Consider the following 19,305-nt stretch of genomic DNA (forward strand, 5'->3'; position numbering starts at 1 on the left):
GTGAAACTCTCTCACTGATTCTCTCTACAAGTTTCACAAAAAAGGGCCGCAATTTCTTTGTATTCCAGTGCACGGATACCCATTTGATTCCATTTAAATAAATCACAAAATTCAGCCGGATGTGCTTTGGACAAATTCGTCATAACAAGCAAGAGTTTTTTCCATTCTTTTTTATTGTCAAACATACCTAAGTAATACCCCAGTTTGATATACTGTTTATACAACTTAGGAATCTGCCCCGGCATTTTAGCGTATTTAGACAAAAGAATATACGGCTCAGTTGTATATCCCCAGGCAATGAGATATTGACAAACAAAATACGTTTGCTTCACATTAAATTTCATTTTGAGGACAGAATTCAACAACAAGGGCACCGCCATTTTATCAGAATATCGCCCGTTTTGAACACCGCTTATTAAATCAAGACATTCAATCCACGCTTTTTGTTTTTTTGATTTTGTATCGGCAATGATTACACCAAAATCACTTACATCAATATCTTCATTGCCATTGAAAATATTGAATAAAATGCGATACTCTAAAAAGTCTGCCGTAGTTGGTATAGCATGAATATCATGTAGGTAATTTAATTTTTCTGCCGTCACGGGTTCATGCGTGATGTTGAGTTCAAGAATAAATTTATACCAATGTAAAATAGCAAATGATGATGATTCAGGAAAGTTAATGTTTAGCAGTGAGTCAGCCAATACATCATCTCCGTTAATGGCACGATTAGCCAGCACTTCATAGAGCGGTACCAATTCACGAAAATTCTTTTCATCAGATAAATCCATCAATCTTTTTACTGAAAACCCATACGCCTCATTATTGATTTCAACTCGGTCACTGTATATAATCTGTACAAATGAATAGCGTGTTTCATCCAATAAATTTTCCACCGCGGGTTCATTGCTGTGTTGGTTTGCCCACATTCTCAAAGAGTCGTCTGAATAGTTGACAATATCAGTATGGCCAAGCGTTACAAGACCTGATCTAAAGTCATCAAAATTTTCATAGAAATCACTTTTCATAGGCAAAGCCGGATAATATTTTTTCAGATAATTTGAGATAATTGCCCCGCGTTTTTTGAATAGTTTTTCATTCCCATCTTCAGAACCTTCAATAGATGCCACGCCTGTAAAATGAATTGATTCAATGTTGTGATTCACCTGAAATAAACTATCCAAGGCAACAATGAGCGGATGAAAAATCGTAGTGTCTTCATTGGTTTGCCCACGCTGGTAATTGATGCGCACCTCAACAGAATCCTGAATTACAATAGTACGACCCGATTCAACCACCGGATTAGGAATGGTAAAATATTCTTCAGGCAAAAGAAAATCAGGTTCAACATAAATGGTTTTGCTATGCATGCAATATTTCTTGCGAAGCACATAATTAAAATCAACTTCAAAAAAAGTATCCTTGAATTCGGGTTTTTGCCCAACGTAAATTTGCACCACATTTGGATTGGGATGCAAATCAGATTGCAAAGAATTTTTATCTACGTATCCAATATAATATCCATCAAAATAAAATGAATTATGAAAACTGGTATTACCTGAACAATCAAACTGATTGCTGTGTAGGACATCAAGCGCTATTTTTCCCCCTGCTTTAAAAATGCGTCGCAGATTATTTTTTACCGGCTTTCCTCCGCTCATATAATTATCAATATTCCAGTAATAAACAGAATCATTGGAAACAGTGTACCAACCCAGCATAGCCTTGTCACGATCCAATTTCTTTTTAGTGCGTTTGCAAACGCCGGGTTGTTTCAAACTCTTTACCAATAGGGGCTTTCCTTTATCATAGCGATATTCTTCAACAAAAGGTTTTGAAGCCATCAACTGGCAACAATATATTTTTCCATCCTTGATATAAAACGCATAATTTACCACGCTGTAATCAGGATTCATGAAATTTTCATAATGCTCTTTGCTTCCTTTCCATGCGTCAACAATTTCTTTTGCCAATTTTTGGTAAGTCAGTTTTCCGTTGGCATCATCCATTAATTGGGCAATAGGCAAAACAAGAATATTTTCACCCACGTTGTTGTGCGTGCCACCATAATATACCACGCGGTCATAGGGTGATCGTTTTTCTCTGCTTTTCTGTGCATGCGTGAGCTGGTTATTGTCACCCATATACTGCGCATGATCATCAGCAGCAGATTTCAGTGAAGGATCTTCAGTAAGTGAGTCAAGACGTTTGCGAGTGCGCAAATTATTTACTTCATCAAATACCAATTGTTCAAGCAAATCATAATTGAAATTTTTTGGATCAATTTTATCTTGCGCAGATAAACTGAAAACAAACAAGGTTAATATGTTCAGCAGAACAATTCTCACAAGATTTCAATTAAATTTTTATGCCATGAATTTTTAACGGTAGTTTTCCATTTGGTTTCAAGATCAGCTTTTGATTCAATTAAATTATTGTAAACATATGTTGAACCGGTTACTTCATCTTTTTTCATCAGCGCTTTGAATTCAAACATAGGAAGATGCTTCAATTCACCTGATTTATCATGAAACGCCACACGAAGCCGGTCAAAAAACTCAGCTTGAATCATTTTTCCAATTTGCTTAATCACCCGGTTTAATTCATCAACTGAACAACCACTGGTCAGCGCTTTTTTCTCATCAACACCAACAATAAGAAATAAATTTTCAGCCACTGCGTAATCACCGTATAAATCATTACCATGCGATGCCCACTGCGGCAAAAACTCTTTCATTACGGCTGCAATGGTGTGTATATCTTGCTCAGCTAAAAAACGGTCAGATTGAAAAATCCATACTCGGCTATGGGGGGCTAATTTGTCAAGCATAATTATTGAATTGTAAATTTTATTGGCAATGTAAATCGTACACTGACATTTTCATCGTTTTGTTTTGCCGGAATCCATTTAGGCATTTTGCGAATCACTCTTTTAACTTCTGCATCTAAACCAACCGAACCCGGAACAGATTTAACAATTTTCACATTTTTAATATATCCGTCAGCATCTACAACAAATGATGAGTACACCGTACCTTCATTGCCCATCTCACGATCAATTTCAGGATATTGAATATTCTCCTGAATAAACTCTACCATTGCCTGTTCACCTCCCGGAAATTGTGGTTCAACCTCAGCATAATCTAATACCTCTTGTTCAAGTTCATCTTCTACAATTTCCTCCGGCGCATCATTCATATAATCTGCTGCCGCAGTTTGTTCATTCTCTTGCGCATCATCAACCTGAATGAATGGTTTGTCTTCAGTTACTTGATCATCATTCATGAAAATTGTCACTTCAATGATAACAAATAATAATACAATTAACCCAAGAATTAAATATGGTATATGTTTTGTTTTCATTCAGTCAACCATCATAATTCAGACATCACTCCTTCTTTCAATGCGTAGGGAGATATCAGCAATTCTTCAATGTTCAATTTGTCAACAATCCATTTAGTTTTTACTGCGGCAATGGGCGCCATTTTTTTTCTGATGGGTATAATTAAATCATTCAAATCTCTTTCAGCCTGAGTTGATTTGATAATGAGATCAAGGCTTCTCATGAGATCTTGTTTATTCATCAGCAAAAATTCTTCTTCAGGACAACCGGTGTCATGCGCCAACTTGTAAAAAGTTTCAAAAGATCCACTTGCCCCCACTAAACGTTTGCATTGTATGGTATTGAAAAAGTTTTCGGTAGTTTGCTCAAGGTACGAAATTATTTTTTGACAATCTTCAGCAGATAGCGGATCAGAAAATTCAAACATTTGATAGATGCGTGAAACACCAATTTCAAAACTCTTTGCCACTTGAATTCCGTTTACATCTGCCAGAATAAATTCAGTGCTGCCTCCACCAATATCCATGATGAGCGAAGGAACAGAAAAGTCATATCCGCATTGAACCCCCTTATAAATCAATTCAGCCTCTCTCAAACCTGAGATTACCTGTATGTGCAAATTCAATTCTTGCTTTGCCAGATCAATTAATTCATGTGCATTGGTTGCATTTCTGAGTGCAGATGTTCCAAAGGCAACCACATTATCACAGTGAAATTCTTTAGCAAGTGAGTTAAAATTTCTTAATGAAATCATGGCTCTGTGAATGGCTTCAGGCGAAAGTATATTTTTATTGATACCACCCATACCCAGCGCCACACCTTCTTTTGTATTGAGCAGACGCTTAACTTGCCGGTTGTTTATTTCAGCTACCAGCAGATTGAAGGTGTTAGTACCTAAATCAATAACGGCTATTTTTTTTGTTGTCAATACAAACTTTGTTTAGGCTTGACGCATCCATTTTATCAATTCTTTCCAAGTAGTTTTTTTACCGTACATCAAAATACCAATCCGATAAATTTTTCCGGCAAAATACGTTGAGGCAATGAATGTACCTGTGAGAATAACTAAGGATAAAATCACTTCCCATATATTTACCGTGCCCGCCGCAATACGCTGTAACATGATAATAGGCGATGAGAACGGAATTTGCGAAAGCCACACTGCAGCCGTGCCGTCAGAGTTACCTTGAATCAACACAGATACCAGGTATGAAAACATGAGCGGCAACATCACCGGCACCATCAATTGTTGTGTATCAGCTTCAGAATCTACGGCAGAACCGATCATGGCAAATAGACTTCCGTACAATAAATATCCACCAATAAAATAAAGTAAAAACATGATGATGAGAGGAGGCCATTGCACGTATTGAAAAAATACCTCAGCCCATTCACTGCGCATGGCTGTAGTTTCAATGCCGGTTGAAATTTGATTTAAAGCTTGCGTTTGATCCGCTACTCCCTGCCAATTTTCAGGAGTAAGAATATCTTTGAAAACAAATGTTTGCAAACCAATGAGCAGCACGGTAATTAAAATAACCCATATCAGAAATTGAGTCAAACCAACTAAACCAATGGCCAGAATTTTACCCATCATCAACTCCATGGGTTTAACTGATGACACAATGATTTCAACCACTCTGCTTGTTTTTTCTTCAATAACGCCGCGCATTACTTGAGCAGCGTAAACGGTGATGAAGAGAAAAATAAAAATAGAAAACATCAAACCAATCATCTGTGCTTTGTCTCTGACTTTACTTTTAGGCGTTTCATTAAAACTGGTAAGTTCTAATTTTGTGCGTTGTCTTATTTGCCTGTATTCATCTAATGACATGCCTTTGTCTAAGGCAAAATATTCTTCAAGCCGGAGTTCAATTTTATCGTGAATATAATCTACCGCATTTGCTGATGGTTCTTCACGATACCAGCCTAAGATAGTTTTATTTGTAATGACATTTTCATTCAATGCAATTAAAACATCAAATTTTTGCATATCCTCACGTGAAGCAAAGGCAGTGGAATCCACATAATCCTGATAGAAATAAAAAGTGGCCGGAGGATTTTTTTCATCAGTACCGATAAAAATATTTTCCTGACAAATATTGCGCGGATCAGCAATCAAAACATGTACATGCTTTTCCTTTTCAATGCTCAGCCACATGGCTAAAAACATCAGACCAACTACTAAGAGCGGAACCAGAATAGTTAGTACAATAAAAGATTTTTTGCGCACGCGAGTACTATACTCACGTTGAATGATGATACCAATTTTACTCATGTTGATCTCCTTTCTCACCTTGAACGGCGCGAATAAAAATATCATTCATGGTAGGAATGACTTCATTGACTGCTTGAATTTCAACTTCAGGTATCACCCTATCCAATAAATTATTGAGCGTATTTCCTTTTAACAATTTCACATGCGCCACGGCATGATGTTCATCTAACTGATATTTATGTTCCAAAGAAAAATCAGCCCACAAGGCGTTGGCAAAACCAAACATCAACCCTTTGAACTGAATGGCGTAAGTATGCGTTCTGAATTGTTCCTTCACATCACGTAAACTGCCATACAGCAATAGTTTTGCTTTATCAATCAAGGCAATGGAATCACAAATTTCTTCAACACTCGTCATGTTATGAGTAGACAACATGATGGAAACGCCTTTTTCTTTCAGAGCCAAAATTTCTTTGCGCAAGATATCTGTATTGATAGGGTCAAAACCTGAAAAAGGTTCATCTAAAATCAACAGTTTAGGTTGATGCATCACCGTGATGATGAACTGAATTTTTTGAGCCATTCCTTTACTCAGTTCTTCCACTTTTTTATCATACCATGAGGTGATATCAAATTTTTCAAACCAATAATCCAATTGTTTTTTAGCGTCAGTTTTGGTCATGCCTTTGAGGCGAGCAAAGTACAAGGCTTGCTCACGTACTTTCATTTTTTTGTAGAGACCCCGCTCTTCAGGCAAATACCCAATTGCGGCAATATCATCTCTTCGGATTTCACGACCTTCTAAAAAAACTTTACCTGAATCAGGTCCGGTGATTTGATTGATGATACGGATGAGCGTGGTTTTGCCGGCGCCATTAGGACCAAGCAAACCAAAAATTTCACCTTTTTTAGTCGTGATAGAAATATCATCCAGTGCCCTGTGTCCGGCGTATTGTTTGACAATATTTTCTACCCTTAGCATTTCCATACGGCTTACAATCTGGGGTTTATACCGTTCTATCAGTTGAATAATTGATGAATTCAACTGGCATAATAACCAAAGGTAAGTATGATGACAACTGAAAACGAGACAGACACCGGATGGTTTTGAACAAGCCAATATGAATTACCTTGATTTTTGTTTGATGTTGGTGAGGGATTGGCGTGGTTATTTCCCCGTTACATGTAGGCGCAGGTCGCGACCTGCGCCTACATGTAACGATTAGAAAATTCTTATGAAAATACTAATGAGGGGTGAGGAACTTTATATTTGTTTGGTGATGTTTGTGCGCATCCATCCTATGCAATAATGTAATTTTGAATGAAGTTGAATGACAATTATAAAATTTTACTTGCATTATGCTTGATTATTTTGTCCAATATTCTTGGTCATAAATTCCCTCCGTCATCCATCGCTCTTTCGCCAATTACTATGGGCCTACTAACCGGTATTCTGGCGACAACGAAACTAAAATGGATATACAGGATTCTGCTCATCATGTTCAGCATTGCCCTGCATGACCTATTTATTAAAACATATTCCGGTGGTAAATACGATGCTGAGGGCGCAGGTTTTATTCAATTTTTTTTCATTATTGGATTGATTATTTCCTTTCTAATAATTTGTATAAAAACATTATTAGATCGTGGATTGAAAGCCTTACATAAAGTAGGTTTAATTCTTTTATTATCTGCGGTTATGATTCTTTATGCACTCTATTTCGGTTCATACGGGCTCACTTTTACCCTGCCTATGAGCGCAACAAAACAGGAGGCAATTGAGAAAAATACGTTTCTTTCAGAACTAGATTTTTCACCCCGTGAAATAGTCTACAAGGAAGACAGCATTCAATTTATTTCAGGCTGGGCAGAACAAGAAGTTATTGTAAATCATCAAAAGCTGTTTATACCATTAGCCAATATAATTTAGTCTAAAAAGAGCATAATAAATATTTGAAGGAACAAATTTTCTTTACTGTTTTTGTTGTAATTATTCTCCTCACAACCTTGGCTAAGTGTTTGCCCAATTGATCGATGGTATTAAAGGATTTGCAAACGAACTCTTGTTTGAGTTGCCACCAAATTTTCTCGGCGGGGTTTAGTTCTGGACTATAAGGCGGCAGAAAAATTAAAATGATATTCTCGGGTATGATTAGTTTCTTTTGCCTTATGGAAGGCTCCGTTGTCAAGCACGATTAGTTTAAGTTCTTTTGGATTCTGCTTTGATAATTCTTGAATAAAATATTGAAAGCAATCTGTATTACAATAAGGCAGTTCCAACAAAAAGCTATCTCCATTTATTGGTGAGAATGCTCCATATAGGTATGTGTTTTCGAATTTGTGTTGATAAGTACAAACGGGTTTTACCCCTTTGCTGTTAGAACCCGCCCTGTTCTTGTGAGTAGTCCAAATCGACTCTCATCCTGGCAATAAATATTAATGCTTTTATAGCATCCCAATAGTGGTTTTACTTTGTCTTTACAGATTCGTTTGAAGTTTTTTTAAAAGTAGCAACCGCTTCTTTATCCTTTTAATATGACTCTTGCGGGGTACTTTTAACGATGCGCCAAAGTGCCTTTTAACATAATGACGCAAGCTGTTGTAATTAACTCCTTTAATAAAATTATTTTCCACCCACGCATGTAATTGTTTGTAGCTTGAAAATGCGGCATCCTCTGAACAAAGCTTCAATTTAATTTTCTTATGCACAGACTTACTTATTATGGAGGGCTTAAATCCAATTCTACCATCCTTTAATAATTCGGATATACCGCCCTTTTGATATTTAGTCCGCCATGTCTGAATACTGTTGTGATTTACACCTATCAGTTCCGCTAATTCATTCTTGCCTAATGCTCGATCAGAACGCTTGATCTCAATAAGCATTTTTATTTTCGGACCGTGGTGGTCTGCAGATTTTTTTAAGAGACTTCTTAAGTCCTTAAGCGATTCTTTCACCGTAATAGAGAGTGCATTTGCCATACCTCAAATATATAGCATATATACATTAGTCTAATATAGTTCAAGAAAAGATATTGACAATTTACTTGTTAATATCAGACTATTCTATAATAGCTAATGGTATTAGAAAAAAAGTACAAACAGATTATGTCAAATACAAAATTTTAATCCTACATAATTTCAAAGCAGATTTTGATGCACTTTATTTTCAAATCAATTCTACTAATGTGAATGGTTCACATCCTATTGACACAGTCATTGAATTTTGTGAGCATCATTCAAGCCCAATTGAGATGAACATTTTCACGTTGCGCGATGATTCATTAAAAAATGAAAAGTTGATTGGAAAAGTTTCTATTACACATAAATAATATTGGACGCTTGGCCAGTTGTAGTTGTGATTGCGCCGTAGTTAAAGGTAGAATTTTTCCTGTTAAGGCGAACACACAAAATATTTTTGTAATTTTTTTTCCACTACTGTCCGATAAAAACATTTGATGGCATCCGTTATCTCAATAATATCAGGTGATGCCAACACATTATCACGTTTGGGGCTTACTTATGGTTACCGCTTTTCAATTTAGTTTCTTTCTTCTTTTGGCTTGACCCAAAAGAAGCAAAAAGTCAAGGCCCGCAAAAAAGACAGGCAATACTTCTTGCAAATTCTAAGTGCGGACGGGTGATCTCCGGAACATTTGTAATTGAAGGAACGTTATCTGCACGGAGCTTCCCGTCCTTACTAAGAATTCGCCGCGAATTATCACCTATCTTTTTTGATGGCCGGGGAAGCTTTATCTGAATATTTTACTTTTTCCCCGGACAATAGTGTTTTTTTTCATTTACTAAAATTTTTGTTTGCGTTTTTTCTACGGAGCGTAAATTTTTCCTGTTAGGAGTGCAACACAATACATTTTAGCTTTTATTATGCTACGTTTTTTGCAATGGGTTTTACACGAATCTAATATCAGATAATTCTTTTCCGATTGTATGTATTCCCTGAATGATTTTGTCTGTTTGTTTTGCGGATGGATTTTTTCGTCCTTGCACATATTGTGAAAGTAAAGTAGGATTCATTCCAATTCGCTTTGCTAGGAAATTTGCATTCAGTACACGATAATATTGAAAGAACTGTTGTAAGTCAAGATTCAATTTGATGTTTTTTGCGTCGACAAAGTAACCACTTTCTTCATATGCAAGATTCAATGCGTCAATTAAATTGTCGTATAAAGACGTAATGTCCTTTGCCGTCGAAAAGACAGCCATATCTTCGGCATAAGCAGAGTAACCAGTTTTAGTTTTTTCAACTGTTACATTAATTTTTTTTGTCAACTTCTTCATAATCCTACTTCTTAATTCCGGCTTGTTTGAACAATTTTTTTTCTAACCCACGACCAAGTTTGCTACTTCCATGATTCGGAAAAATTATAATTCCTTCCTTGGTGTCATGAATTAGTTTCAGATGTGATCCGCTTTGAGATATGCCGTACCATCCGTCTTTCTTCAAAATTCTTAAAGCTTCGGAACATTTCACATGCAGAGGTAAATAATAATTTACTTTATTGCAAGGATTTCGCCAAATTTAAATGTAGCATAACGGCAGTCTGTCTAACACATTCCTAAATTCACTTCTTCTTCTTCCCGCGTGAATATCCAAAGTAGAATCCAAATCCGAAACCAATCATAAGTGTAAGAATGGCTACCCAGAATTTGAAAATGACATACCCTGCCAGCGCAAGTAAGATGGTTCCGGCAACAAGTATCCAAATGGTTTTTGATGATTTTGATTCCATAGTATGAGAGATTGATTCATGCGAATGTACGTTTTCTTTGCGTGATGATGAATGAAAACTGAAACTCATCGCAATACACTTCTAAGGTTGACTGAAAGATGAAATTTGGTGTTTCATTGGTTAATCTTGCATTGAAATAGTAAAGTTATATATTGACTTAATATTTGCATTTATAAAGTAATTACTTTACGTTTACTTAAAAGAGTAAATCATGCGTTGATTATTGACTTAAAACAGAACTGTTCAAAGCATTCTCACAATGATGTATCGTCTACTAATCACTTAAATCTCTATACCAACTGAGATTTCACAAACTCAATAGCTTTAGGTAAACTATCCGGATCTTTCCCTCCTGCTGTTGCAAAGAAAGGTTGACCGCCGCCGCCGCCGCCAATTAGTTTCGCTGATTCACGCACTAAATTTCCGGCGTGCCAGTTTTTTGATTTAGCTAATTCATCTGAAATTGCAATTGAAATAGTTGCTTTTCCATCTGCTTTTCCACCTACAACTATAACAAGATTTTGCACTTCACCTTTTAATTGAAAACACAAATCTTTAATGAGATTTGCATCCAGATCAAGAATAGCTGAAGCATAATTTACTCCACCTAAATCTGTGATTTGTTTTTTCAAATCTTCTTTGATACTCACTAATTGACCGCGTTGCAATTTTTCAATTTCTTTAGTAAGTGAAATATTTTTCTTGTATAAATCTTCAATGGTTTTTGATAGATCAGCCGGTTTATTGAACATGGCGGAAATTAGGTCATATTGTTTTGCGCGCTCTTTATAATACTGCTCAGCTTTATCAGCAGTAATGGCTTCAATACGACGAACACCGGCTGCAACAGATCCTTCAGACACAATTTTAAACATACCAATTTCACTGGTTGAGCGCACGTGACATCCGCCACATAATTCAATTGAATCACCAAATTTTATAACGCGTACAAAATCACCGTACTTTTCACCAAATAGTGCCATGGCTCCCATTTTCTGTGCTTCATCAATGGGCAGTGAACGCTTCTCATCCAAATGAATGCCTTCTTTGATTTTATCGTTTACTCTTTTCTCAATTTCTTCCAATTCTTCATCGGTCACTTTTGCAAAATGAGAGAAATCAAAACGCAGGTTTTCATCATTTACCAAAGATCCTTTTTGTTCAACATGTTTACCAAGCACTGCACGCAAAGCATGATGCAATAAATGGGTTGCACTATGATTTGCTTGCGTGAGACGTCGTTTAGAAGCAGTGACTGTTGCCTTAAATGTAGACGTTAAATTTTCAGGTAATTTTTCTGCAAGATGAATGATCAGATTGTTTTCTTTTTTTGTATCAAAAATTTCAATAGTTTCTGTTCCGTTTGAAATTGTTCCCTGATCACCAACTTGTCCTCCACCTTCAGCATAAAAAGGAGTCACGTTAAACACCAATTGATAGAATGATTTATTTTTTTGTTTGACTTTACGATATTTTACCAGATACAAATCAGTCTTCAAAAAATCATAGCCTATAAATTCTTGTTCATCATCATTCATGAGAATCACCCAATCATCAGACTCAACTTGAGTAGCTGCGCGAGAGCGGTCTTTTTGTTTGGCTAATTCTACTTCATACCCGCGCTCATCAACCAGCATTTCACGCTCCCTGGCAATCAATGAAGTTAAGTCAAACGGGAATCCGTAGGTGTCATATAACTCAAAAACATCTTCCCCTGCCAATTCATTTTTACCACTTGATTTTGCTTTGGTAATTACATCATTGATCCGTTTGATCCCTGTTTCAAGTGTTCTGAAAAAACTTGCTTCTTCTTCACGAATTACCTTTTGAATAAGCTCAGCCTGACTTTTAAGTTCAGGAAAAGCATCACCCATTGCCACGCCAAGTTTCACTGACAGATCACACAGAAAAGGTTCTTTCAAATCAAGCGTTTGATAGCCATACCGCACCGCACGACGAAGAATACGGCGAATCACGTAACCAGCGCCGGTATTAGATGGTAATTGCCCGTCTGCAATAGAAAATGAAATTGCGCGAATGTGATCTACAATTACACGCATGGCTATATTCACTTTTTCATCTTGTCCATATTTTTTACCGGTGAGCTCAACCAGATATCCAATTAAAAACTGGAACATATCTGTGTCATAATTTGATTGCTTGCCTTGCAATACCATAGCCAAGCGCTCTAATCCCATTCCGGTATCTACATGCGTTGACGGTAATTTTTCCAATTCACCATTTGCTTTGCGGTTGAACTGCATAAACACCAAATTCCAGATTTCAATTACCTGCGGATGATCATTATTCACCAAAGTTTTTCCATCAATTTTTTTGCGTTCATCTTCTAAACGCATGTCGACATGAATTTCAGTACATGGCCCGCAAGGACCAGTATCACCCATTTCCCAAAAATTATCTTTTTTACTAGCCTTTAAAATTCGCTCAGCAGGCATGTATTGTTTCCATAAATTTTCTGATTCAGTATCTGCAGGCACGCCGTCTTTTTCATCTCCTTCAAAAACGGTGACATAGATTCTGTCTTTGTCAATCTTATAAACCTGAGTTAAAAGTTCCCATGCCCAATCAATAGATTCTTTTTTAAAATAATCACCAAATGACCAATTACCTAACATTTCAAACATGGTGTGGTGATAGGTATCAACGCCTACTTCTTCCAAGTCGTTGTGTTTTCCTGAAACGCGCAAACATTTTTGTGTATTGGCAATACGCTTATCCTCTGCTTCACGATATCCCAGAAAAAAATCTTTAAACTGGTTCATGCCTGCATTGGTAAACATGAGGGTTGGATCATTTTTTACCACCATGGGTGCAGATGGAACAATTTTATGACCTTTGGATGCAAAAAAATCCTGAAAAGCCTTACGTATGTCGTTGATTTTCATTTGATACTCTGTTAACTATTGTTAATTGGAATTGCAAAGTTAGACTTATCCGGTAAATTTGCACCCGAATTGGGTTGGGGATTTTTTTTAGGGATTAGGGATTAGGGATTAGGACATAGGCATTGGGGTGGGTGTAGGGGTGAATCGCATTCGCCCTAACGTAGAAGGTGAAAAATTATTGACGACTGCAATCATACAAATTTAATACGCAATACATGTAAGGCGAGTTGCATTCGCGATATCGTAGAATAAGATAAAAAATAAAAGAAAATGAAAAAACAAAAATTCAGATATAACCCGGATACCTTGTCTTATGTGCCGGTAGAGGTGACTTGGCAGGAGCGTATCTTGAAAGCGTTGCTAGTTATTGCACCGGCAGTTGTGCTTGGGTTTGTTTTTCAATTAATTTTTTCAGCATTATTTCCTTCAGCAGCAGAGTCTGATTTAGAGCGTGAAAATAATTTTTTGACTGAACAAATGGCTACCATGCAAGAAGAGATGGATTTGATGTCAGCCGTATTAGAAGATATTGAAAAAAGAGACAACGAAATTTACAGAGTAGTATTCAATGCAGATCGTTTTCCGGATGAAATGCGTCAACTTGGAACCGGTGGAACAGATGAGTATGATCACCTGAAAGGATTTGATATTTCAGAACAGGTTATTGCCAATTCAAAAAAAATTAAAGAATTACAGAAGAGAATTTATGCGCAGTCACTTTCATTTGATGAAGTAATTAAACTGGCGAACGAAAAAGAAAAAATGCTATCCTGCATCCCTGCCATTCAACCTATTTCAAATGAAGATTTAACTCGTATGTCATCAGGTTATGGCTGGCGCATTGATCCAATTTACAAAACACAACGAATGCACTGGGGAATTGACTTCACTGCAGAAACAGGTACACCGGTTTATGCCACTGGAGACGGTGTTGTAAAACTAGTTGAAGAAAAAATGTGGGGTTATGGTATTTCTGTCATCATTGATCACGGTTTTGGGTACACTACCCGTTATGCTCACTTGAGCGGTTATACCGTAAAAGCCGGTGATAAAATTACCCGCGGTCAGCACATAGGTTACGTTGGATCAACCGGAAAATCTACCTCTCCGCACTTGCATTATGAAGTAGAAAAGAACGGAGTAAAAATTAATCCTATTCACTTTTTCCATTCTGACGTTGCGAGTGAAGATTACGAGCGCTTACTTCAGATGGCTAATAGCCCCAACCAGACTTTTGATTAGTGAATTGAATATTTTCTTTCATTCCTGAATAGGATAACTGGAACTGTCAGATGATGTGTATTTAGTTGGGACCAAGGTAAATCAAAACCACCTCTTCCTTCTGAAATAAATAACCATGGCAATAAAAATGGCAAACATGATTCCAATGATAATGAAGTAACCATACTTCCATGAAAGTTCGGGCATGTTGGCAAAATTCATTCCGTAAACGCCGGCGATAAACGTGAGGGGAATGAAAATGGTTGAAATTACAGTGAGCACTTTCATCACTTCATTCATTTTATTGCTGGTGCCTGACAGATATAAATCTTGAATACTGGCAATAACCTCTCGCTGTGAATCAATGCTGTCGTTAACCTGAATGACATGTTCATACAAGTCTCTCAGGTATCGTCTGGTTTCCTGTTCAATTAGATATCCTCCGTCTTTTTCCAGACCAGCAGCAACTTCACGCAATGGCATGACAACGCGTTTAAAGTTCAGAATCTGTCTTTTTATTTTTTGGATTTGCTTTAACGCTTCAGGAGTTGGATTTTTAAAAATATCCTGTTCAATATCTGCATTTTTATCGCTGAAATATTCAGTAACAAAAAAGTAATTATCCACCACAGTATCAATTAAACGATAGAGTAAAAAATCAACTTTTTTATCTTGTAAATCCCCTTGACCTTTTCTGAGACGCTCACGTATTTTTTCAAATACATCTCCCCCTACTTCCTGAAAAGAGAGTAGCCAACCATTACCCATCACAAAGCTGACCTGCTCATGGGTGATACCACTTTTATCAGGCAGCAAATCAATCATTTTAAGCGTGACAAAAATATAGTTGGCAAAAATTTCTGTTTTGGGGCGGTGATTGGTATTTAAAATATCCTCAAGCAATAATTTATCCAGATGAAATATTTCACCAATTTTTTGGAGCAATACGACATCGTGTAATCCTTCAATATTAATCCAAGTAATAGTATCCGGATTGCAATATTGACACAACTCATCTACTTCACACTCTTTTTCTTTGAAGTGATCTTTTTTATAATCAATGACAGAAATGTGGACACGATCAGTTTTCACGGAACCAATGTGCACAAGTGTTCCGGGTGGTTCACCTGCTTTGGCTGATTTACGCGTGATGTGTCGTGACATGCTGAGGTAAATTTATTTTTTAAAATACGAAGAAATAACCAGGTCTTTAGTTCCGTGTGTCCATGAATAAAATCCTTCACCTGATTTCACGCCCAATTTGCCGGCAGTAACCATATTTACTAATAAAGGACATGGTGCATATTTATCATTTCCAAGCCCGGTGTACAATACATTCATAATGGCAAGACAAACATCCAAACCAATAAAATCAGCTAACTGCAATGGCCCCATTGGATGAGCCATACCCAATTTCATCACGGTATCAATTTCATCAACACCGGCAACGCCTTCATTGAGGGTAATGATTGCTTCGTTAATCATTGGCATTAAAATTCTGTTAGCTACAAAACCGGGATAGTCATTCACCTCAACCGGAACTTTCTCTAACGATTTGCTGAGATCCATGATGGTTTTTGTCACCTCTGAAGAAGTAGAATATCCGCGAATAATTTCCACCAATTTCATCACCGGCACCGGATTCATAAAGTGCATACCAATTACTTTATCGGCTCTTTTTGTTACTGAGGCAATCTTAGTTATAGAAATAGATGATGTATTGGTAGCCAGTATGCAATCAGGATTTGTGAATGCATCCATATCGCGGAATATTTTCAGTTTTAATTCTTGATTTTCAGTTGCCGCTTCAACTACTAATTCAGCATTTTGAATACCTGTTTTCAGATCAGAAAACGTAGTGATGTTAGCCAAAGTTTTATTTTTTTCATCGGCGCTCAATTTGCCCTTTTCAACCATTCGGTCAAGATTTTTTGCAATGGTAGCGAGGGCTTTTTTTAATGCTTCTTCTGATACGTCAACCAAATTTACGGTGTAACCATACTGCGCAAATACGTGAGCAATTCCGTTACCCATGGTTCCTGCTCCAATAACTGAGATGTTTTTCATGATGCTATTTTATTTTTAATACGTTAATCTTGTATACTGATGAACTAAAAACTTTTACCTGATAATGGTAGAAAGCGTCTATTCATTCATACCGCTAAAGATAAGCTGAATTCAAAAAGATTGATGCCTGAGGCTTCAATAATTCTTGAAAGTTTAGTGTTAGGCATGAATAATGGAACTTCTAAGACATTGATTTAGCCCACATTTCTAAGTCGTTACAAAAATTATCCAACCCTTTGATTGACATATCCGTCATACTATCCAAAGCTGGTTCATCCGCTTTTGAAATGAAAAAAACCAAGCCCGGGTAACGTTGTTATTCGGGCTTGTGTTTTTTTAACTCTCCTGTGCCTTAGCTACAGTGTAAGCGATCTGTCCTCTCCGAAGGAGAAGAACACCAAAGTGGGAGTGAATGCCAGTGTGAGAGCCAGTGTGAGAGCGAGTGCTAATGTGAGAGCGAGTGCCAGTGTGAGAGCGAGAGCCAGTGTGAGAGCGAGTGCTAATGTGAGAGCGAGTGCCAGTGTGAGAGCGAGAGCCAGTGTGAGAGCGAGAGCCAGTGTGAGAGCGGGTGCCAGTGTGAGAGCGGGTGCCAGTGTGAGAGCGAGTGCCAGTGTGAGAGCGGGTGCCAGTGTGAGAGCGGGTGCCAGTGTGAGAGCGAGTGCCAGTGTGAGAGCGGGTGCTAATGTGAGAGCGGGTGCTAATGTGGGAGCGAGTGCCAGTGTGAGAGCGAGTGCCAGTGTGAGAGCGGGAGCTAATGTGAGAGCGGGTGCTAATGTGAGAGCGAGTGCCAGTGTGAGAGCGGGTGCTAATGTGGGAGCGAGTGCCAGTGTGAGAGCGGGAGCTAATGTGAGAGCGGGTGCCAGTGTGAGAGCGAGTGCTAATGTGAGAGCGAGTGCCAGTGTGAGAGCGGGTGCTAATGTGGGAGCGAGTGCCAGTGTGAGAGCGGGAGCTAATGTGAGAGCGGGTGCTAATGTGAGAGCGAGTGCCAGTGTGAGAGCGAAAATAAATTCGTTTGAACATGGTTGCATGGTTTACGCATGGTGTACGTTAGGGCGAATGCAATTCGCCCTAACGCACACCCTAATGCCTATGTCCTAATCCCTCTGCCCTACCCCCCCCCCTATTGACCCTTACCCAATTACCACTATCTTTATCAATTCAAAACAAGATTTATGTCAAAAGAAGGAACGTATGCGAAGTCATTTGAAGAGCTGCAAGACATTGTTCAAGATATAGAGAACGGAGAAATTAGCGTGGATATTCTTTCAGAGAAAGTGAAACGCGCAGCCGAACTAATTAAGGTCTGCCGCAAAAAACTGACAGAGACGGAGGAGGATGTTGCACGTATTTTGAAAGATTTGTCCGGGGCTGATGATCCTAATGCTGAGGTGGAAATGTAAATAAACAAGGCATGAAATATTTGAAAATAAAACCACCTGTCTTTTTCACGTTGATGCTGCTTCTCACAGCATGTATGCCCGCACTGGAAGTGAATGATTTTGATTCATCATCCGCAAGACGCCTTGATCCGTTGGTTTCTAATTATGAACTCAAGAAAAATCAACTTTTGGTTTTTACAGGCAGATATACCCTTGATGGCAATGTTCACACTGAAATTTCCAGCTCCGATTCAACGGTTGCAGAACTCATACTCACTGATCGTGTTCCGCCTGTCAACGACGAGAATGAAGGTCTCACAAATTTCTATTTCGAAACTAAAAAAAGAGGTTCTTGTGTTATAACCGCAAAAGAATTTGACAAGACAAATCAAACGGCTGAGTATATTTTTCATGTCAGGGTACAGTAATGAGTTTGAATAATCGTATTTTTGCGGGCAACTACCGTGGCCAAAGACTCTAAAAATATGCCGTTTTTGCACCATCTTGAGGAATTAAGATGGCGTTTGGTGAAATCTGCCGCAGCCATTCTTGTTTTTGCAATTCTTATTTTTATTTTCACTGAATGGATTGTAGAAACAGTTTTTCTTTCTTTAGCACAACCTGATTTTCCGCTTTTTGTTTTATTCTGCAAGGCGTTTGGTATGTGCGCCAATGAAATTAAAATTGATTTGCAAAGCGTTGAATTTACAGGTCAGTTTGGCATTAATATGATGCTTGCCATTATTGGAGGAATCATCATTGCATTTCCTTTCATTTTTTATCAACTCTGGTCGTTTGTAAAACCTGGCCTCAGACAAAATGAATTAAATATGGCGCGTGGCATTGTTTGGTTTGTGTCTGCCTTGTTTTTTATTGGAATTGCGTTTGGATATTTTGTGATTGCACCACTCACCGTGCAATTTTTTGGCAATTGGCAATTGGACGAAACCATTGAAAATAACATCACGATCAGTTCGTACATCAAAACAATTGTGTCAACAGTTTTTTATACAGGACTACTTTTTTTATTGCCTGTCATCATTTACATTTTCTCAAAACTTGGTATCATGACACCGGAGTTCTTGAAAAAATATCGCAAACATGCCTTGGTGATTATTTTAATTTTGGCGGCTATTATCACGCCGCCTGATATTTTCTCGCAAATCATCGTGAGCGTTCCAATTTATGGGTTGTATGAAATTGGAATTTTAATTTCAAAACGCGTTGATAAGAAACGTCAGAAAAGTATGATGGTGTAAGTTTTTTGCACTTGATCTTCGCTTAATTTTATTATTTACTTTCATGGTTGGATGTTTCTCTAGTTGCAGTTGTTGATAGGACACCAGCGGGACAATCACGCCAGAAAAGTTTCCATTTTACATTTAGCGTTTATCATTTATTATTCAGATGCACGCAT

General features: G+C 37.7%; 21 protein-coding genes. 6 read left to right on the forward strand and 15 right to left on the reverse strand.

What is annotated here, in order from left to right; translation table 11 throughout:
• Positions 1-11 precede the first annotated feature (11 nt).
• The 6 genes from IPH66_11000 to IPH66_11025 are packed head-to-tail and all read right to left on the reverse strand — an operon-like array spanning position 12 to position 6,546.
• Entirely contained in the window at positions 12-2,351 is a 2,340-nt protein-coding gene (locus IPH66_11000; protein ID MBK7129877.1) for a CAP domain-containing protein, read from the reverse strand.
• The gene (locus IPH66_11005) at positions 2,348-2,833 is read right to left on the reverse strand and encodes a hypothetical protein (protein ID MBK7129878.1); all 486 of its coding nucleotides are present in this window, start codon (positions 2,831-2,833) and stop codon (positions 2,348-2,350) included. Before IPH66_11005 ends, IPH66_11000 begins: the two co-directional genes overlap by 4 nt.
• Positions 2,834-2,835: 2 nt before the next feature.
• A complete protein-coding gene (locus IPH66_11010; GenBank protein MBK7129879.1) occupies positions 2,836-3,366 on the reverse strand; it encodes an energy transducer TonB in 531 nt (176 codons plus the stop codon).
• 11 nt (positions 3,367-3,377) lie between these two features.
• A complete protein-coding gene (locus IPH66_11015) occupies positions 3,378-4,274 on the reverse strand; it encodes a hypothetical protein (GenBank protein MBK7129880.1) in 897 nt (298 codons plus the stop codon).
• 12 nt (positions 4,275-4,286) lie between these two features.
• Positions 4,287-5,669 (reverse strand): ABC transporter permease, encoded by a 1,383-nt coding sequence (locus tag IPH66_11020; GenBank protein ID MBK7129881.1) that lies wholly within the window; start codon positions 5,667-5,669, stop codon positions 4,287-4,289.
• A complete protein-coding gene (locus IPH66_11025; protein ID MBK7129882.1) occupies positions 5,617-6,546 on the reverse strand; it encodes an ATP-binding cassette domain-containing protein in 930 nt (309 codons plus the stop codon). Before IPH66_11025 ends, IPH66_11020 begins: the two co-directional genes overlap by 53 nt.
• A gap of 339 nt (positions 6,547-6,885) precedes the next feature.
• Between IPH66_11025 and IPH66_11030 the strand changes: the two genes are divergently transcribed.
• On the forward strand, positions 6,886-7,494 hold the full coding sequence (locus IPH66_11030) for a hypothetical protein (GenBank protein ID MBK7129883.1): 609 nt from the start codon (positions 6,886-6,888) through the stop codon (positions 7,492-7,494).
• A 1-nt stretch (position 7,495) separates the two neighbouring features.
• Here the strand turns inward: IPH66_11030 and IPH66_11035 are convergent, their stop codons facing one another.
• The 3 genes from IPH66_11035 to IPH66_11045 form a co-directional block, all read right to left on the reverse strand.
• Positions 7,496-7,753 (reverse strand): transposase, encoded by a 258-nt coding sequence (locus IPH66_11035; GenBank protein MBK7129884.1) that lies wholly within the window; start codon positions 7,751-7,753, stop codon positions 7,496-7,498.
• Positions 7,674-7,976: a transposase gene (locus IPH66_11040; GenBank protein MBK7129885.1), complete on the reverse strand. Its 303-nt coding sequence runs from the start codon at positions 7,974-7,976 to the stop codon at positions 7,674-7,676. Before IPH66_11040 ends, IPH66_11035 begins: the two co-directional genes overlap by 80 nt.
• A 66-nt stretch (positions 7,977-8,042) precedes the next feature.
• Positions 8,043-8,546, reverse strand: coding sequence for a helix-turn-helix domain-containing protein (locus IPH66_11045; GenBank protein MBK7129886.1), 504 nt, complete (start codon positions 8,544-8,546; stop codon positions 8,043-8,045).
• A gap of 65 nt (positions 8,547-8,611) precedes the next feature.
• On the opposite strand from IPH66_11045, the gene IPH66_11050 reads away from it, so the two are divergent.
• Complete coding sequence (locus tag IPH66_11050; protein ID MBK7129887.1) at positions 8,612-8,896, forward strand: hypothetical protein; 285 nt, start codon at positions 8,612-8,614, stop codon at positions 8,894-8,896.
• 577 nt (positions 8,897-9,473) lie between these two features.
• Here the strand turns inward: IPH66_11050 and IPH66_11055 are convergent.
• The 4 genes from IPH66_11055 to alaS all read right to left on the reverse strand — a co-directional run bounded on the left by IPH66_11055 (position 9,474) and on the right by alaS (position 13,221).
• Positions 9,474-9,863 (reverse strand): helix-turn-helix transcriptional regulator, encoded by a 390-nt coding sequence (locus tag IPH66_11055; protein ID MBK7129888.1) that lies wholly within the window; start codon positions 9,861-9,863, stop codon positions 9,474-9,476.
• Between the two features lie 4 nt (positions 9,864-9,867).
• Positions 9,868-10,104 carry a type II toxin-antitoxin system HicA family toxin gene (locus IPH66_11060; protein ID MBK7129889.1) on the reverse strand — a complete coding sequence of 79 codons (237 nt, stop codon included), beginning with the start codon at positions 10,102-10,104 and terminating at the stop codon, positions 9,868-9,870.
• 43 nt (positions 10,105-10,147) lie between these two features.
• Complete coding sequence (locus tag IPH66_11065; GenBank protein MBK7129890.1) at positions 10,148-10,315, reverse strand: hypothetical protein; 168 nt, start codon at positions 10,313-10,315, stop codon at positions 10,148-10,150.
• Positions 10,316-10,605: 290 nt separating this feature from the next.
• Positions 10,606-13,221, reverse strand: a complete 2,616-nt coding sequence (alaS, locus tag IPH66_11070) for an alanine--tRNA ligase (protein MBK7129891.1) — start codon at positions 13,219-13,221, stop codon at positions 10,606-10,608.
• A gap of 270 nt (positions 13,222-13,491) precedes the next feature.
• Between alaS and IPH66_11075 the strand changes: the two genes are divergently transcribed.
• Positions 13,492-14,463 carry a M23 family metallopeptidase gene (locus IPH66_11075; GenBank protein ID MBK7129892.1) on the forward strand — a complete coding sequence of 324 codons (972 nt, stop codon included), beginning with the start codon at positions 13,492-13,494 and terminating at the stop codon, positions 14,461-14,463.
• 81 nt (positions 14,464-14,544) lie between these two features.
• On the opposite strand, the gene corA is transcribed toward IPH66_11075, so the two are convergent.
• Both corA and IPH66_11085 read right to left on the reverse strand, forming a co-directional pair.
• Positions 14,545-15,606 carry a magnesium/cobalt transporter CorA gene (gene corA, locus IPH66_11080; protein ID MBK7129893.1) on the reverse strand — a complete coding sequence of 354 codons (1,062 nt, stop codon included), beginning with the start codon at positions 15,604-15,606 and terminating at the stop codon, positions 14,545-14,547.
• Positions 15,607-15,618: 12 nt separating this feature from the next.
• Positions 15,619-16,509 (reverse strand): 3-hydroxybutyryl-CoA dehydrogenase, encoded by an 891-nt coding sequence (locus IPH66_11085; GenBank protein ID MBK7129894.1) that lies wholly within the window; start codon positions 16,507-16,509, stop codon positions 15,619-15,621.
• Between the two features lie 1,172 nt (positions 16,510-17,681).
• On the opposite strand from IPH66_11085, the gene xseB reads away from it, so the two are divergent.
• The 3 genes from xseB to tatC are packed head-to-tail and all read left to right on the forward strand — an operon-like array spanning position 17,682 to position 19,147.
• On the forward strand, positions 17,682-17,909 hold the full coding sequence (gene xseB, locus IPH66_11090; GenBank protein ID MBK7129895.1) for an exodeoxyribonuclease VII small subunit: 228 nt from the start codon (positions 17,682-17,684) through the stop codon (positions 17,907-17,909).
• 11 nt (positions 17,910-17,920) lie between these two features.
• The gene (locus IPH66_11095; protein MBK7129896.1) at positions 17,921-18,316 is read left to right on the forward strand and encodes a hypothetical protein; all 396 of its coding nucleotides are present in this window, start codon (positions 17,921-17,923) and stop codon (positions 18,314-18,316) included.
• Positions 18,317-18,373: 57 nt separating this feature from the next.
• A complete protein-coding gene (gene tatC, locus IPH66_11100; GenBank protein ID MBK7129897.1) occupies positions 18,374-19,147 on the forward strand; it encodes a twin-arginine translocase subunit TatC in 774 nt (257 codons plus the stop codon).
• The last annotated feature ends 158 nt before the right edge of the window (positions 19,148-19,305 follow it).

It is taken from the genome of Crocinitomicaceae bacterium, from assembly GCA_016708105.1.
Taxonomy (GTDB): domain Bacteria; phylum Bacteroidota; class Bacteroidia; order Flavobacteriales_D; family Crocinitomicaceae; genus JADJGJ01.